The 13,780-nt window shown below is 66.4% G+C and carries 15 protein-coding genes; 6 read left to right on the top strand and 9 right to left on the bottom strand.

Annotated features, from left to right (window positions below; genetic code table 11):
- Positions 1-5: 5 nt before the first annotated feature.
- The gene (locus QW887_RS07860) at positions 6-596 is read left to right on the top strand and encodes a DUF2478 domain-containing protein (protein WP_316194352.1); all 591 of its coding nucleotides are present in this window, start codon (positions 6-8) and stop codon (positions 594-596) included.
- A complete protein-coding gene (locus QW887_RS07855; RefSeq protein ID WP_315717774.1) occupies positions 593-1,015 on the top strand; it encodes a LysR family transcriptional regulator in 423 nt (140 codons plus the stop codon). The genes QW887_RS07860 and QW887_RS07855 overlap by 4 nt, the downstream gene beginning before the upstream one ends.
- Here QW887_RS07855 and QW887_RS07850 read toward each other — a convergent pair.
- On the bottom strand, positions 924-1,403 hold the full coding sequence (locus tag QW887_RS07850) for a TOBE domain-containing protein (RefSeq protein WP_316194351.1): 480 nt from the start codon (positions 1,401-1,403) through the stop codon (positions 924-926). The two genes, QW887_RS07855 and QW887_RS07850, sit on opposite strands and share 92 nt — an antisense overlap.
- Before the next feature lie 21 nt (positions 1,404-1,424).
- Positions 1,425-2,672 carry a phosphoglycerate dehydrogenase gene (gene serA, locus QW887_RS07845; RefSeq protein ID WP_316194350.1) on the bottom strand — a complete coding sequence of 416 codons (1,248 nt, stop codon included), beginning with the start codon at positions 2,670-2,672 and terminating at the stop codon, positions 1,425-1,427.
- Positions 2,673-2,961: 289 nt separating this feature from the next.
- Between serA and QW887_RS07840 the strand changes: the two genes are divergently transcribed.
- The gene (locus QW887_RS07840; protein ID WP_316194349.1) at positions 2,962-5,616 is read left to right on the top strand and encodes a flavin-containing monooxygenase; all 2,655 of its coding nucleotides are present in this window, start codon (positions 2,962-2,964) and stop codon (positions 5,614-5,616) included.
- On the opposite strand, the gene QW887_RS07835 is transcribed toward QW887_RS07840, so the two are convergent.
- The 5 genes from QW887_RS07835 to QW887_RS07815 all read right to left on the bottom strand — a co-directional run bounded on the left by QW887_RS07835 (position 5,597) and on the right by QW887_RS07815 (position 8,787).
- Complete coding sequence (locus QW887_RS07835; protein WP_315717778.1) at positions 5,597-6,097, bottom strand: DUF3147 family protein; 501 nt, start codon at positions 6,095-6,097, stop codon at positions 5,597-5,599. The genes QW887_RS07840 and QW887_RS07835 overlap by 20 nt on opposite strands.
- A complete protein-coding gene (locus tag QW887_RS07830; RefSeq protein WP_316194348.1) occupies positions 6,097-6,444 on the bottom strand; it encodes a DUF3147 family protein in 348 nt (115 codons plus the stop codon). The genes QW887_RS07835 and QW887_RS07830 overlap by 1 nt, the downstream gene beginning before the upstream one ends.
- Positions 6,441-7,076: a phosphatase PAP2 family protein gene (locus tag QW887_RS07825; RefSeq protein ID WP_316194347.1), complete on the bottom strand. Its 636-nt coding sequence runs from the start codon at positions 7,074-7,076 to the stop codon at positions 6,441-6,443. Before QW887_RS07825 ends, QW887_RS07830 begins: the two co-directional genes overlap by 4 nt.
- Before the next feature lie 95 nt (positions 7,077-7,171).
- The gene (locus QW887_RS07820) at positions 7,172-7,813 is read right to left on the bottom strand and encodes a 2-dehydro-3-deoxy-6-phosphogalactonate aldolase (RefSeq protein WP_315750281.1); all 642 of its coding nucleotides are present in this window, start codon (positions 7,811-7,813) and stop codon (positions 7,172-7,174) included.
- Positions 7,810-8,787, bottom strand: a complete 978-nt coding sequence (locus tag QW887_RS07815; RefSeq protein ID WP_316194346.1) for a 2-dehydro-3-deoxygalactonokinase — start codon at positions 8,785-8,787, stop codon at positions 7,810-7,812. The genes QW887_RS07820 and QW887_RS07815 overlap by 4 nt, the downstream gene beginning before the upstream one ends.
- Before the next feature lie 85 nt (positions 8,788-8,872).
- On the opposite strand from QW887_RS07815, the gene QW887_RS07810 reads away from it, so the two are divergent.
- Positions 8,873-9,646 carry a DeoR/GlpR family DNA-binding transcription regulator gene (locus QW887_RS07810; RefSeq protein ID WP_316194345.1) on the top strand — a complete coding sequence of 258 codons (774 nt, stop codon included), beginning with the start codon at positions 8,873-8,875 and terminating at the stop codon, positions 9,644-9,646.
- 32 nt (positions 9,647-9,678) lie between these two features.
- Positions 9,679-10,815, top strand: a complete 1,137-nt coding sequence (locus QW887_RS07805) for an MFS transporter (RefSeq protein ID WP_316193131.1) — start codon at positions 9,679-9,681, stop codon at positions 10,813-10,815.
- A gap of 93 nt (positions 10,816-10,908) precedes the next feature.
- Here QW887_RS07805 and QW887_RS07800 read toward each other — a convergent pair whose 3' ends face one another.
- The gene (locus QW887_RS07800; protein ID WP_316194344.1) at positions 10,909-11,871 is read right to left on the bottom strand and encodes a cation diffusion facilitator family transporter; all 963 of its coding nucleotides are present in this window, start codon (positions 11,869-11,871) and stop codon (positions 10,909-10,911) included.
- Between the two features lie 129 nt (positions 11,872-12,000).
- On the opposite strand from QW887_RS07800, the gene QW887_RS07795 reads away from it, so the two are divergent.
- On the top strand, positions 12,001-12,522 hold the full coding sequence (locus QW887_RS07795; RefSeq protein ID WP_316194343.1) for a nucleoside deaminase: 522 nt from the start codon (positions 12,001-12,003) through the stop codon (positions 12,520-12,522).
- Positions 12,523-12,574: 52 nt separating this feature from the next.
- On the opposite strand, the gene QW887_RS07790 is transcribed toward QW887_RS07795, so the two are convergent.
- On the bottom strand, positions 12,575-13,696 hold the full coding sequence (locus tag QW887_RS07790; protein ID WP_316171710.1) for a hypothetical protein: 1,122 nt from the start codon (positions 13,694-13,696) through the stop codon (positions 12,575-12,577).
- Between the last annotated feature and the right edge of the window lie 84 nt (positions 13,697-13,780).

Raw genomic sequence — 13,780 nt, 5'->3', positions numbered from 1 at the left:
CTGCCATGGGTGTCGCTGAGGTCGGGACGTGTCAGATCGTGGCGCTGCAGGGCGCTGCGTCCACCGTCATCCAGGAGCTGCTCGATGAGCTCACCACGCGGCTCGCAGGCATCGGGCTGCGCGTCTCCGGCGTGATCGAGAGCAGCGCCGACAAGACCAGGCCGTGCAAGGCCATGATGCTGCGCAGCCTCGACGACGACCGCGTGTTCTCGATCTCGCAGGATCTCGGCCCGGGATCGCAGGGCTGCAATCTCGATCCCGAAGGATTGGTGCTGGCCTGCGCCGCCGTGCAGCAGTCGATCGCGCGCGGCACGGATGTCGTGATCCTCAGCAAGTTCGGCAAGCAGGAGGCGACGGGAGGAGGCCTCGCCGACGCCTTCGGCTCGGCGATGTCAGCCGGGCTTCCGATCATCACGGCGGTATCGCCCGCGATGATGGAGACATGGACGCGCTTCGCCGGCGTGTTCGCCGAATGCGTCCCGGTCGATGTCGCGCGCCGTCCCGGCTGGATCGAGGCGTGGTCCGGCCGCATGGTGACAGCGCGAAGCCCGCGTGACATGATCGGCTCACAACGCGAGCGGATCGGAATAGGATGAAGCGCGAAGCTCAGATCGCATTGACCATCACTTTCGGCAACGGCGGAAGTCTGTCGCCCGAAGATCTGCTGCTGATCGACTTCATCCGCCGGGAGCGCTCGATCCTCGGCGCCGCGCGCGCGAGCGGCATCTCCTACCGCAAATGCTGGCTGATGGTCGATGCGCTCAACCGCACCTTCGAGACGCCAGTGTTCGAGACTCATCCGGGGCGACGGGGCGGCGGCGCTGAGATCACGCCGTTCGGCGAGCGGCTGATCGCGCTGTATCGCTCGATGGAGCGGCGCACCCGCACGGCCACCGCCGCGGCGCTCGCTGAGCTGCAGAAGGCTACCGATCCCCGCTATCAGAAGCGGGCCAGCGGCGCGGCCGAGGCAGCTCCGAAGGCCGAACCGCGCCGGGCCCGATCGCGACGCTCTTGATCATCGCCCAGGCCGACAGATCCGGCTCCAACGCCAGCCGCTCGACGGACTCCAGCGTGACCAAGGCGTGCAGCTTCGTCGCACCGAGATCGAACGTCACCCGCACATAGGGCGGATCGAGCGGCAGGATCTCCTCGATCCGGCCGGGTAGCCGGTTGGTGATCGAAACATCCATCGGCCGCGACAGCGCGATCGACACGTCGCGGGCCTCGATGGTCACGGAGACGCCGGCGTCGATCGCGGCGTCGACCATCGGCACGCGCAACTCGCCGTCGGCGAAGAACAACGTCGACATGCCATATTGCAGATCATGGCGCAGCACGCGCGCCGGCACCGTCGTGCTGAGAACGACGGACGAGGCTGAAGACGATGCAGACGAGCCGGTCATCGCGCGGCAGCCTCCACAGCCTCAGGGCCGGTCGTGATCGTACAGGACGCGAACGCGGATCGTGCCCTCCACCGCGCGCAGCTCCGACAGCAGCGCCTCGCCCTCACCGCCGACCACGTCGGTCTCGAGCACGACATAGCCGACCTCGGGATCGGTCTGCAGATATTGCGCGAGGATGTTGATGTTGTGCCGCGACACCGCCTCGTTGACCTGGCGCAGCACGCCGGGCACGTTGCGATGAACGTGGATGAAGCGCGTGCCCGTCGGGCGCGCCGGCAGTTGCACCTGCGGAAAGTTCACGGCGCCGAAGGTCGAGCCGACATCGGAATAGTCGATCAGCTTGCGCGCAACCTCGCCACCGATGCGGTCCTGCGCCTCCTCGGTGGAGCCGCCGACATGCGGGGTCAGGATCACGTTGGGCAGGCCCTGCAGCGGCGAGACGAACGGATCGGCGTTCGATGCCGGTTCGACCGGAAACACGTCGACGGCAGCACCTGAGAGCTTGCCCTCGCGCAATGCGCTGGCCAGCGCATCGATGTCGACCACCGTGCCGCGCGAATTGTTGATCAGATAGGCCCCGTCCTTCATGTGACGGATCTGGCGCTCGCCGATCATGTTGGCGGTCGCCGGCGTCTCCGGCACGTGCAGCGACACGACGTCGCTCATCGCCAGGAGCTCGTCGAGGCTCTCGACCGGCTCGGTGTTGCCGTGACGGAGCTTGTCGGTGAGATCGAAGAAGATCACCCTCATGCCCATGGCCTCGGCGAGGTTCGACAGCTGCGAGCCGATGTTGCCATAGCCGATGATGCCGAGCGTCTTGCCGCGCACCTCTCGGCTGCCATTGGCCGACTTGTCCCAGCCGCCGGCATGCGCCGACACCGAGCGCGGGAAGATGCGGCGCATCAGCATCACGACCTCGGCGATCGTCAGCTCGGCGACACTGCGGGTGTTCGAATAGGGCGCATTGAACACGGGGATGCCGAGCCGCTTCGCGGCATCGAGATCGACCTGGTTGGTGCCGACGGAGAAGCAGCCGACCACCATCAGCCGGTCGGCGGCCTGCAGCACATCGGCGGTGAGATGCGTCCGCGAGCGAATGCCAAGCATGTGCACGCCCGACAGCATACGCTTCAACTCCGCCGAACCGAGCGCCTTCGGCAGCCGCTCGATTTCCGTATAGCCGTTGGCCTCGAACATGCGGACGGCCGAGTCGTTCACGCCCTCGAGGAGCAGAACGCGGATCTTTTGCTTGGGAAGCGATAACGGCATGGGCCTGGCCTGGTTCAGTCGTGGATGTGGCGTAGTGTAGCGGTTGTTACAGTCGCGATGCGTTGAAACTTGGTGAATGCGACGCGGCAGGGTCGCTTTCTGTCGCTTTCTCAGGGTCTTGTCCACTCCGTCGCGGCCTTTTGACCGGCGATGCAAAATCAGCGCCTGGCATACCGGCCGCACCGCACGGCCCGCACTGCAACAACCGCAGATCGCTGTTTTGGCTGCTGACAAACCATGCGAGCAGAGCTAGCCTTTCTTCCAATCACAAAATCATCGGGAGGTCAGCATGTCAGACGGGGTTGTCGAGACACGCGCGTCGGAGGTGTCGGGCGGTGAAACGCAGACGGTCGATGTCGCCGTCGTGGGTGCCGGATTTGCGGGACTTTACCTGCTGCACCGCCTGCGCAAGGCGGGCTTCTCGACCGTGGCTCTGGATACGGCCAACGATGTCGGCGGCACCTGGTACTGGAACCGCTATCCCGGCGCGCGCTGCGACATCCAGACCGTCGACTACAGCTACACCTTCGATCCCGAGCTCGAGAAGGCGTGGCAATGGTCGGAGAAATACGCCACCCAGCCGGAGATCCTGCGCTATCTCGGCTTCGTCGCCGATCGCTACGATCTGCGCCGCGACGTCCGCTTCGGCACCCGCGTGCTCGGCGCCTCCTGGGATGACGCCAAGGAGCGCTGGCTGCTGACGACCGACAAGGGCCCCGCCGTCTCCTGCCGCCACTACATCATGGCGACCGGCTGCCTGTCGCAGCCGAAGCCGCCGGAGATCGACGGCGTGCACGACTTCAAGGGCGAGAGCTACTTCACCAGCCGCTGGCCGCATGACGGTGTCGACCTCCGCGGCAAGCGCGTCGCGGTGATCGGCACCGGCTCATCCGGCATCCAGTCGATTCCGATCATCGCCGAGCAGGCAGCACAGCTCACGGTTTTCCAGCGCACACCGAACTTCGCACTGCCGGCGCATAACGGCCCGCTCCCGGCCGATCGCGCCGCGCAGCTCGCAGAGGATCGCAATGGGCTGCGCGAGCAGGCGCGCTGGTCGATGGCTGGCGTGCCGATCCCGCCGGCCACCGACTTCAGCTGGGCGTTGAGCGAGGCCGAGCGCCGCGAACGTTTCGAGAAGCTGTGGGCGTCGGGCGACCTCGTCGGCATGCTGACGCAGCTCTGGGCCGACCAGGGTGTCGACCCCGACGGCAATGCGCTGCTCGCCGACCTCATCCGCGAGAAGATCCACGAGATCCTCAAGGATCCCGAGACCGCCGCCGCGCTCACGCCTCACGACCATCCGTTCGGCGCCAAGCGCCCGTGCCTGGACACCAACTACTATCAGACGTTCAACCGGCCCAATGTCACGCTGGTCAATCTGCGCCAGGAGCCGATCACATCCATCACCGCTGATGGCATCAAGACCGACAGGCGCAGCTTCGACATCGACGTCATCGTGTTCGCGACCGGCTTCGATGCCATGACCGGTGCGATCCGCGCCGTGCATCCGATCACCGGGCGCGGCGGCAAATCGCTGGAGGATGTCTGGGCCAACGGACCGCAAACCTATCTCGGGCTCACGGTCGCAGACTTTCCCAATCTGTTCCTGATCACGGGTCCCGGCAGCCCATCGGTGCTGTCGAACATGGCGGTCTCGATCGAGCAGCATGTCGACTGGGTCGTCGATCGTCTCGTCGCCCTGCGCGAAGCCGGGTTCACGACCATCGAGGCCACGGAGACTGCGCAGGCCGGCTGGGCACGCCACATGGCGGACTGCGCGACCGTGACGCTGCATCGGCTCGCCAACACCTGGTACACCGGTGCCAACGTGCCGGGCAAGCCGCAGACCCTGATGCCCTATACTGGCGGCGTCGGCCCCTATCGCGGCATCTGCAACGAAATCGTCAGCCGCGGCATGCTCGGCTTCAAGCTGTCAGGTCCGAACGGCGCGTCCCAATGCAATGACGGCGAGATCGTGCGGCTGCAGCCGGATGTCAGGCTGGTGCTGAACATGCTGGCCGAGATGAACTTGCCGCCGATCGAATCGATGGGCGCCGCTGGCGCCCGCGAATTCGTTGCGCAGTTCAACGCGACGAGGCCGCCTGGACGTCCCGTCGGCGAAGTCAAGGATGGCACATTGCAGGGCGCCGACGGTCCCCTGCCCTATCGGCTGTATCGGCCGGCGACGCCTGGGCCGCATCCGATCGTCGTCTACTTCCATGGCGGCGGCTGGGTGCTCGGCGACGAGCAATCGGACGATCCATTCTGCCGCGACATGTGCCGCCGCTCCAACATGATCTTCGTCAGCGTCGGCTATCGCCACGCGCCCGAGCACCGCTTCCCGGCGGCGGCCGAGGACGGCTATGCGGCGACGCGCTGGGTGGCCGAGCACGCCGCCGAGCTCGGCGGACGCGACGGACCGGTGCTGGTGGCCGGCTGGAGCGCCGGCGCAAACATCGCTGCGGTCACTTGCCAACTCGCGCGGGATCGCGGCGGGCCTCTCATCGGCGGACAGTTGCTGGTCTGCCCGGTGACCGATTGCAGCTTCGATCGGCCGTCCTACACCGACAACGCGGCCGGCTATTTCCTGACGCGCGGCCTGATGTACTGGTTCTGGGACATCTACTGCTCGCCGGCGGATCGCACCGATCCGCGCGCGTCGCCGTTGCGGGGCAAGCTGCAGGGCCTGCCGCCGGCCTACATCGTCACCTGCGAGTTCGATCCGCTGCGCGACGAGGGCGTCGCCTATGCGGAGGCGCTCGCCGCCAACGGCGTGCCGGTCGGGCAGCTCAAGGCCCACGGCCACTTCCACTCGTCGTTCACGATGGTCGACGTCGTCATCACCGGCGTCGGCGGCCGCATGCAGATGGCGGAGGCGCTGCAGGCATTCACCCAGTCTGCGGAAGAAGGCGAATCGCAGGAGATCAACGCCGCCGCCAGCTGACCAGCGGAGGCTGCGGCCGAGACGTATCGCAACGGCCCGCAACTTTGCGGGTCGTTGCCGCAACGCGCAGCTTGCGCCGGATGGCCCACGCTGTCACCGAGACAACGAGCCATGCCGTCGTTGCGGCGACGAAGGCGGTCGCGACGCTTGACTGAACCAGCGTCGAGAATACGGCCGCGAACGCCAGCATGCCGAGGCTGCCGAGCACTGCACCTGCGGTGTCGAGTGCGGCCGCTTCGCGTCCGCGCCGCTCGCCGGACAATCCCTGACGGCGCTTGCGCCTGATCTCGTGCGCCTCGATCAGGGTGACGCTGGCACAGAAGATCGCCGGCAATGCCAGGAAGAGGCCGCCGATCGCAGGACCGAAGGCTTTGGCAATGAGCCCGGTCGCGACTGTGGCGGCGCCGCCCAGCGCAAAGCGGATGACGTATTCATGCCACCTGCCGTCCTTCAGCGCCGAGGGCGAGATGCGGATCAGCATCACGCCCCTCCGGAGAAGACCGCCTGCAGTCCCAGCGCTGCGACCAGCCACACGGCCGTTGCGAGCAGGCTCGCGCTCAATGCGCGCATATGCCGCCGCATCAGCAGCCGGCACACGGTCATGCTATAGAGACAGAGCGCGGCTGCGCCGAACATCATCGAACGGCTCTGGACCGCCGCATAGGCGGCATCATGCGTGACAACCGCAACGCCCAACGTTGCCAGCGCGACCGAGGGCGCTGCTCCGAACAGCCCGGCAAAGCTCTTCGGACGCAACACATCGCCAATTATCGCGAATGTCGAAACGATGACGCCGCCGATCAGGAAGCGGATGACGGATTCGGTCATGTCCGGCTTGCTCCCGGTGGTTCGTAGCCGGTCCATGCGCGCAAGCTGCGCTCGAGGGCAGCGCCGAGCATGAATCCGACAACGACGTCGCTGGCCCAATGCGCAAGCAGCATCACGCGCGTGACGCTGAGCCCGACGGCAGCACTCCTCACCGCAATCCTTGCGCGTGCCGGCAGCGGACCGGCGGCGGAGTAGAGCGCACCCATGTGCAGCGCATGTCCCGAGGGAAAGGCGTCCTGTGCATGGCCGGACGGCGCCACGCCGTTGAGATGGCCGCGCAAGGTGGTGCGATCCGGCCGGGTCTGATCGAAGATCGCCTTCAAGGCATGCGGCAGAGCCGAAGCCGCAACCGTGACCAGCAATGCATGAGTGGTCGTCGCGCGAACGCGGCTGCTTTGGCCGCGCATCACGAGCCAAGCCACCGATGTCAGGGCCAACCACACCTTCTCGTCCGCACCCCACGCGAGGCCGCGTGCGAGCTTTTGCAGCCACGGCTCCGTGGTTCGTGCAGCGACGTCCGCAATGATGCGGTCCGCCTTGGTCGGCTCGACGTGGATGGCCGTGGCGGAACTTTGCTTGAGAAAGGGCACCGAAATTGCCGGTGTGATCTTCTTCCCGATGGCGCGGATCATGGCACTTGCCAAGAACGAACGATATGTTCACCTACAACGCCGAGCCCTCACCACGGGTTTCAGGAACAGTCACGAAACTGTCGCGAGTTACCAGCTCAGCCCTGATCGCGAATAGTCTCGTCATACGCCTTGACCGAGGCGCGAGCTGTCTCCCGCACATCGCTCGCGCTCATGCCCGGCTTGTACAGGCTCGAGCCGAGACCGAAGGCGCGCACGCCGACGGCGACGTAGGAGGCGAGCGTCTTGTCCGACACACCGCCGACGGCGCCGACCACGACGCCTTTCGGCAGGACGGCAAGTTGCGCTGCAATCCCCGACGGACCGAGCACCGACGCCGGAAAGTATTTCAGGGCCGAGGCGCCGCAACGCAAAGCAAGAAAGGCCTCCGTCGGCGTGAAGACCCCGGGCATGGTGACCATGTCGTAGGCCTGCGCCGTCGCCAGCACTTCGACATCGACGTTGGGGCTGACCATCAGACGCCCGCCGGCCTCCGCGACACGCACGCAATCTGCGGCATTGACGACCGTCCCTGCACCGATCAGGCAGTCCTTGCCGAACCGGGCGGCGAGACGCTCGATCGAGACGAACGGTTCCGGCGAGTTGAGAGGAACCTCGATCAGCTCGAAACCGGCTTCGATCAGGACATCGACGATGGCCTCGGACTCGTCGGGTTTGATACCGCGCAGGATCGCAACGAGCGACCGCTTGACATGCGGCCAGGCAACGGACTTTGTCATGGTCGGAAACGCGCTCCCCAGATCTGCCGCGCGGCCTTGACCAGGCCGCGCCGGGACGCCTGCTCGGCATCACATTCGTTCACGTCGAAACCAGCAGCGGCCAGCGCCGCGCGATAGAGCCGGCCGAGCCGGCCCGCTCCGATCAACCGGAGTGGAAGCTCGGCGCCAAACCGCGCCCGAGCGTCGGCGATCTCACTGCCGATCAGAAGCCCGGAGAGCCTCGCAGCCCCATCGGACCGCTGCTCAAAACCGAGGAGCTGGGCTGCGCGCAGCCGGAACAGCGCATTGGTCAGTGCCGTCGGCGCGGCAAGCGACGCTACGAAGCTCTCGCGGAACGCCGCGTCGTGCTCGACGGCCGAGGCCTCCGGTTCGACGGCGTGCATCAAAATGCTATGTTGAGAGACGACCGCGAACAGCTCGCCGGTCATGTAGGTGGCAAAGTCGATCACAGCGCCGGCATCGATCCGGATCCATTTGCTGTGGGTGCCCGGAATGCAGACGATCCCGGTGAAGTCCGGCTCGGTGACGCCGAGCAGCTGGGTTTCCTCGCCGCGCATCACGTCCGGCTGATCCGCCCGCGCCTGCGCCAATCCCGGCAGAATCCTGACGTCGCCATCCGTGTCGACGCCAATCGCGCCGGCATGCAGCGCCTCCAGCCGGGTGGGCGTGTGCAGATAAGGCGCCTCGACCCAGCCTTGCCGCGCGCCGGCCATGCCGCAGATCAGCACCGGAACATCGGCCGGCGCGCCGAGCTTCGCCAGATGGTCGCGCAGCACCGGCGCGAAGCCAGATGTCGCGCAATGCAGCATGCCCTCGCTACCGCGGCTCTCGGCCAGCTCCGTCCCATCTCCGGCCATCAGCCAGGCGCGGAAGCTGGATGTCCCCCAGTCGACGGCGACAAGGGCCGGCGTTGCTGACGAATAGACGGCGGTCACACCCTGCTCCCCGATCACTTCGACATCTGGCAATGCCATGCCGCGCGTGCCGCGCAAACAACAAATTGAGCGGTGCACGATTATGCACGTTGTTATTCTTGTTTATGCCTGATATGAGGACGGCATGTCAGACCTTCCACTGGCGCGCCGCGACCAGATCGCCGGCCGCCTCTCGGCGGGGCACGCGGTCGTCGCGGCCGCCCTGGCCCACGAATTCGGCGTCTCCGAGGATGCCATCCGGCGCGATCTTCGTGCGCTTGCCGCCGAAGGACGCTGCCGCCGGGTGTATGGCGGCGCATTGCCGATCGCCGGCGGCATGACACCGATGGCGGCGCGGATCGGGCAAGATCGCGAACGCAAGCTGGCGCTCGCCCGGACGGCCGCCCGCGGCATCGCGCGTGGCGAATTTCTCTTCCTCGATAGTGGCAGCACCAATCTCGCCCTCGCTGAAGTCCTGCCCGATGATTTCGATCTCACCGTCGCAACCAACGCCATCGACATTGCCGCAACCGTGCTGCACCGGCAGGACCTGCAGCTGATCATGATCGGCGGCTCCGTTCACCCCGCAGTCGGCGGCTGTGTCGACGCCGACGCCCTCATGCAGGTGCAGCGCTTGAACATCGACCGCTGCTTCATCGGCGTCTGCGCTGTATCGGCGCAAGGCGGCATCAGCGCGGTTGATCCGACTGACGCAGCATTCAAGCGGACGCTGCTGTCGCTGAGCCGCGTAAGCGTCGCAATGGTCACCAACGAGAAGCTCGAGACCCGAGCCCCCCACCGTATCGCCGGCGCCAAGACCATCAGCCAGCTCACCGTCGAGCATGATGCGCCGGCGGCCCGCCTCGCCCTGCTCAAACGGGCGGGAGCCGCCATCATGACGGCCGCCCCGCCGGTGTGACGGCGCCCTTCAGAAAGTCAGGAATCTTCCAAATGAGTTCTGATCACAGCGCGGCGCGGCTCGCGACCCGCCTGGCCTTCTTCGTCGCCGGCTTCGGCATCGCCTGCTGGGCACCGCTGGTGCCGTTTGCCAAACAGCGGCTCGGCGTCGATGATGCGACGCTCGGGCTGCTACTGCTCTCGCTCGGCGTGGGCTCGGTCGCATCGATGCTGGCCGCCGGACTGCTGACCGCCCATTATGGCAGCAAGCCGGTCGTCATCGTCAGCGGCATCGCTCTCGCGCTGTTCCTGCCGCTGCTGGCGATCGCAGCAACGCCAGCGACTCTCGCACTCGCATTGTTCGCCTTCGGTGCGGCGCTGGGCTCGCTCGACGTCGCGGTGAACATCCAGGCGATCGACGTCGAGCGGCTGAGCGAGCGTCCGCTGATGTCGGGTTTCCATGCCCAGTTCAGCATCGGCGGCTTCGCGGGCTCCGGCGTCATGACCGCGCTGCTCGCGTTCGACGTCGCGCCGCTGCTCGGCACGCTCGCCTGCTGTGCCCTCGCCCTGGCCGCGATGATCGTGGCTGCCCCGCGACTGATGGCGAGCAAACCCGCGCAATCGGGGCCTCTGCTCGTGCTTCCGCACGGCGCGGTGCTGCTGCTGGCGGCACTCGCCGCAATCATGTTCCTGGTCGAAGGCGCGATGCTCGACTGGAGCGCGCTGCTGCTCGCCGGTTCCGGCCGCCTGCCGGCCGCGCAGGCCGGACTGGGGTACATCATGTTCTCGATCGCAATGACCGCAGGGCGCCTTGTCGGTGACGCGGTGGTTGCACGGATCGGTGATCGCGCAACGTTGCTCGGGGGCAGCGCCACCGCCATCGCGGGCTTCGTCCTGCTGCTCACGGCTCCGTGGGTTGCTGCTGCCATGGCGGGCTTTGCGCTGATCGGCCTCGGCGCGTCGAACCTGGTCCCGGTGCTGTTCCGCCGAGCCGGGGCGCAGACCGCCATGCCGGTCGGGCTGGCCGTCGCGGCCGTCACCACCGCAGGCTACTCAGGCGTGCTGCTGGGCCCCGCAGGCATCGGCTTCATCGCCGCAGCCACCAGCCTGCCGGCCGCATTCTGGATGTTGGCCGCACTGCTCGTCATCGTGCTGCTGAGTGCGCCGTTGGCCGCGAGCACGCAGCCTTAGGAACGAGGCGCGCCGCTCCGGTTTGACCCGGCATCTCATGCCTCGGCCATTCGTCTGCACGAAGCGACGTCGTCTATCGCTGAGCTGCCGATCTCACGCCTGAGTCGAACCATCTTGGAGCACGCTCTCGCGCATTTCCTGATAGCGCGCACCGGTCTGCGGCTTGACGAACAGCGCCGCGACGATCGGATGCCGCGCCCTCAGCTCGCTCTCGATCGCAACCACGGCGCGCTCAATGTCGTCGGCACGCTGATCGTCCGCAAACTCGATGCTCAGCGCAACAACGACATGCTGCGGTGACAGCTGCACCGTGAGCAGGCCATTGGCTGACTTGACGCCCTTCCTCTTGCGCGCGATGTCGAGGATCGAACGCGCCAGCTCCGGGTCCGCCGGCTCGCCGATCAGGAGACTCTTGCTCTCCCGCGCGAGCACCATCGAGGTCGCCGCAAGCAGCACACCGATCAGGATCGATCCGATGCCGTCCCATGCCGGCTCATCGAAGGCGACGGCCGCAGCCATCGCGGCAGCAGCAATCACGATGCCGATCAGTGCCGCGCTGTCCTCGAACACGACCATGAAGGCCGGCGGGTCCTTGCTGCGCCTGAACGCCTCGAGATAGGAGAGACCCGGCGCAGCCGCGCGAAACCGCCGCACCGCCACCCACCAGGAGCCTGCCTCGAACACGAAGGAGAGCCCGAGCACGACGTAGTTCACCGTCGGGTCTTCGATCGGCAGCGGATGCATCAGGTGCGCCACGCCTTCGTACAGCGAGACGCCGGCGCCCAGCGCGAACAGCAGCAGCGCAACGATGAAGCTCCAGAAATAGAGCTCACGGCCATGGCCGAGCGGATGCCGCTGGTCGGGCGGACGGCTTGCGCGATGAAAGCCGTAGAGCAGCAGCAGTTCGTTCGAGGTGTCGACGGCGGAGTGGATCGCCTCGCTCATCATGGCCGAGCTGCCGGTCCACGCCGCCGCGGCGGTCTTGGTGCAGGCCACAAGCAGATTGCCGGCAAGCGCGGCATAGACGGCAACCTTGGAATCCGCGTTTGCCGCCATGTCGCCTGCCTGTTCCCTGCGCTCGTGCGCCGGGCAACGCGAGCTGCGGAGCATCGGTTCCCTTGGCGCGCTTGCGGACGTCGCCGCGCCGGAGCAGGATCGCCCGATCCGCAACGGAGCAGAGTGACGATGGCGCCGAGAGATGAGGCGAGAGACGGACAGAGGCAAGCCGGCGCCCAAGACCGGGACACACACTTCCTGCGCCACAGCTTCGCCATCGCCCGCCGCGCGACATCCAACGGCAATCATCCATTCGGAGCGGTGCTGATCGCTGCCGACGGCCGCGTTCTGATCGAGGCCGAGAACGGCTACATGCCAGCTCATGACGCCACGGCCCATGCCGAGCGGCTGGCTGCGACCCAGGCCTGCGTTTCGCTAGCGCCCGAGATCAGGGCGGCGGCCACGCTGTATTCGTCGGCAGAGCCGTGCGCGATGTGCGCGGGCGCCATCTACTGGGCCGGCATCGGACGCGTGGTCTATGGCCTCAGTGAGCGGCGGCTGCGCGGCATTACCGGCAATCATCCGGAGAACCCGACCCTCGACCTGCCGTGCCGCGACGTGTTCGCGAGCGGCCAGCGTGCGACCGAAGTCGTCGGCCCCCTGCTGGAGGAGGAAGCCGCGACGCTGCATGAGGGAGCCTGGGACAAATGAGGCAGGCGCCGCGACCGGAGGCGCGGCGCCTGCTTGCGTGGCTCGATCGATATCAGAACTTCACGGTCACGCCCGAATACAGCGACGACTCGGTGCAGGCGCCCGTGGCGACACGGGTGCCGCCGACACCGGCGACGGAACAGCCGACCGCGTTGTTGTGGTCGAGGCCGAACTTGTTCTGCCAGTAGCGATAGGCCACCCAGACGTCGATCAGGTGGCTCTGCTTCTCACCCCACATCGCCTTCGACGCATCGAAGGTCAGGCGGATCGGCTCGGAATTGAACTCGACCTTGGTCGGATAGACGCCGTTCGCGACGCTGGCCGGGAGCGGCTCGGTGTCGGTGCCCTTCTTGCCGTACCAGCCGGCGCGGCCCGAGATCGAGAAGAATTGCATGCTCTCCGGCAGGAAACCGAGATCCATGTAGTAGTTGGTCTCGACGGCCCAGGTCGGCTTGAACGAGGTATTGCCGTCATTGATGCAGGGGTTCGACCAGCCGGCCCCGCACTGCGAGAACGAATTGTGGTTGGCGAACTCCCAATACATCAGGGGAGCGACGTTGAAATAGCCCTTGTAGGGCAGGTTGAACGCGAACTGCAGGCCGGCAACCACGTCGCGTTTGGCGGCCCCGAAATAGCGGTTCTCGGTATTGGCATCCATGCCCACCTCGAACGAAATGTTCTGCAGCGGGCCCATCGTGAAGGCCTTGGTGTTGAAGATCTGGTTCCAGCCGAAGGTCGAGCGGAACAGTCCGTAGATCTCGGTCGCACCGGCACAGCTCGCCGGCGTGAAGGCGAAACCTGCGTTGGGCGACACGATCCCGCCGGTCTGCGTGCAAGGCCCAGCGGGGTCGTTGTGGTCCGACTTGAACAGCGAGATCGTGAAGAAGTTGGTGCCGTAACCCCAGACGTCGAAATGGGTGAACGAGTAGACCTGCTTGGCGGTCTTGGCGTTGAATGTGCCGTTGCCGTTGACACTCCATGCACCAGGCTGGCTGGCATCGAAGATATAGGAGTAGCTGACGCGATTGTCGACGACGAGGAAGAACGGCACCTCGGCCGGCGCCTTCTTCGCGATCGCCTTGGCGGGCAGGTCAGCGGCCCCCGCTGCACCGACCGACGTCAGCGCTGCCGCGCCCATTGCGACGACCGCCGCGATTGTTTGACGTAACGACATTCAGAACACCCCCAGTTGACAAGCGCCGATTCCCGACTTGCATGCACAGTTGCGCCGTTCCACGGGTGGGAGAAGCCTCAACTT

This window comes from Bradyrhizobium sp. SZCCHNRI3052 (genome assembly GCF_032484895.1).
Taxonomy (GTDB): domain Bacteria; phylum Pseudomonadota; class Alphaproteobacteria; order Rhizobiales; family Xanthobacteraceae; genus Bradyrhizobium.
Note: the sequence above shows the minus strand (reverse complement) of the source record. Positions and strands in the feature narration are given on the sequence as shown.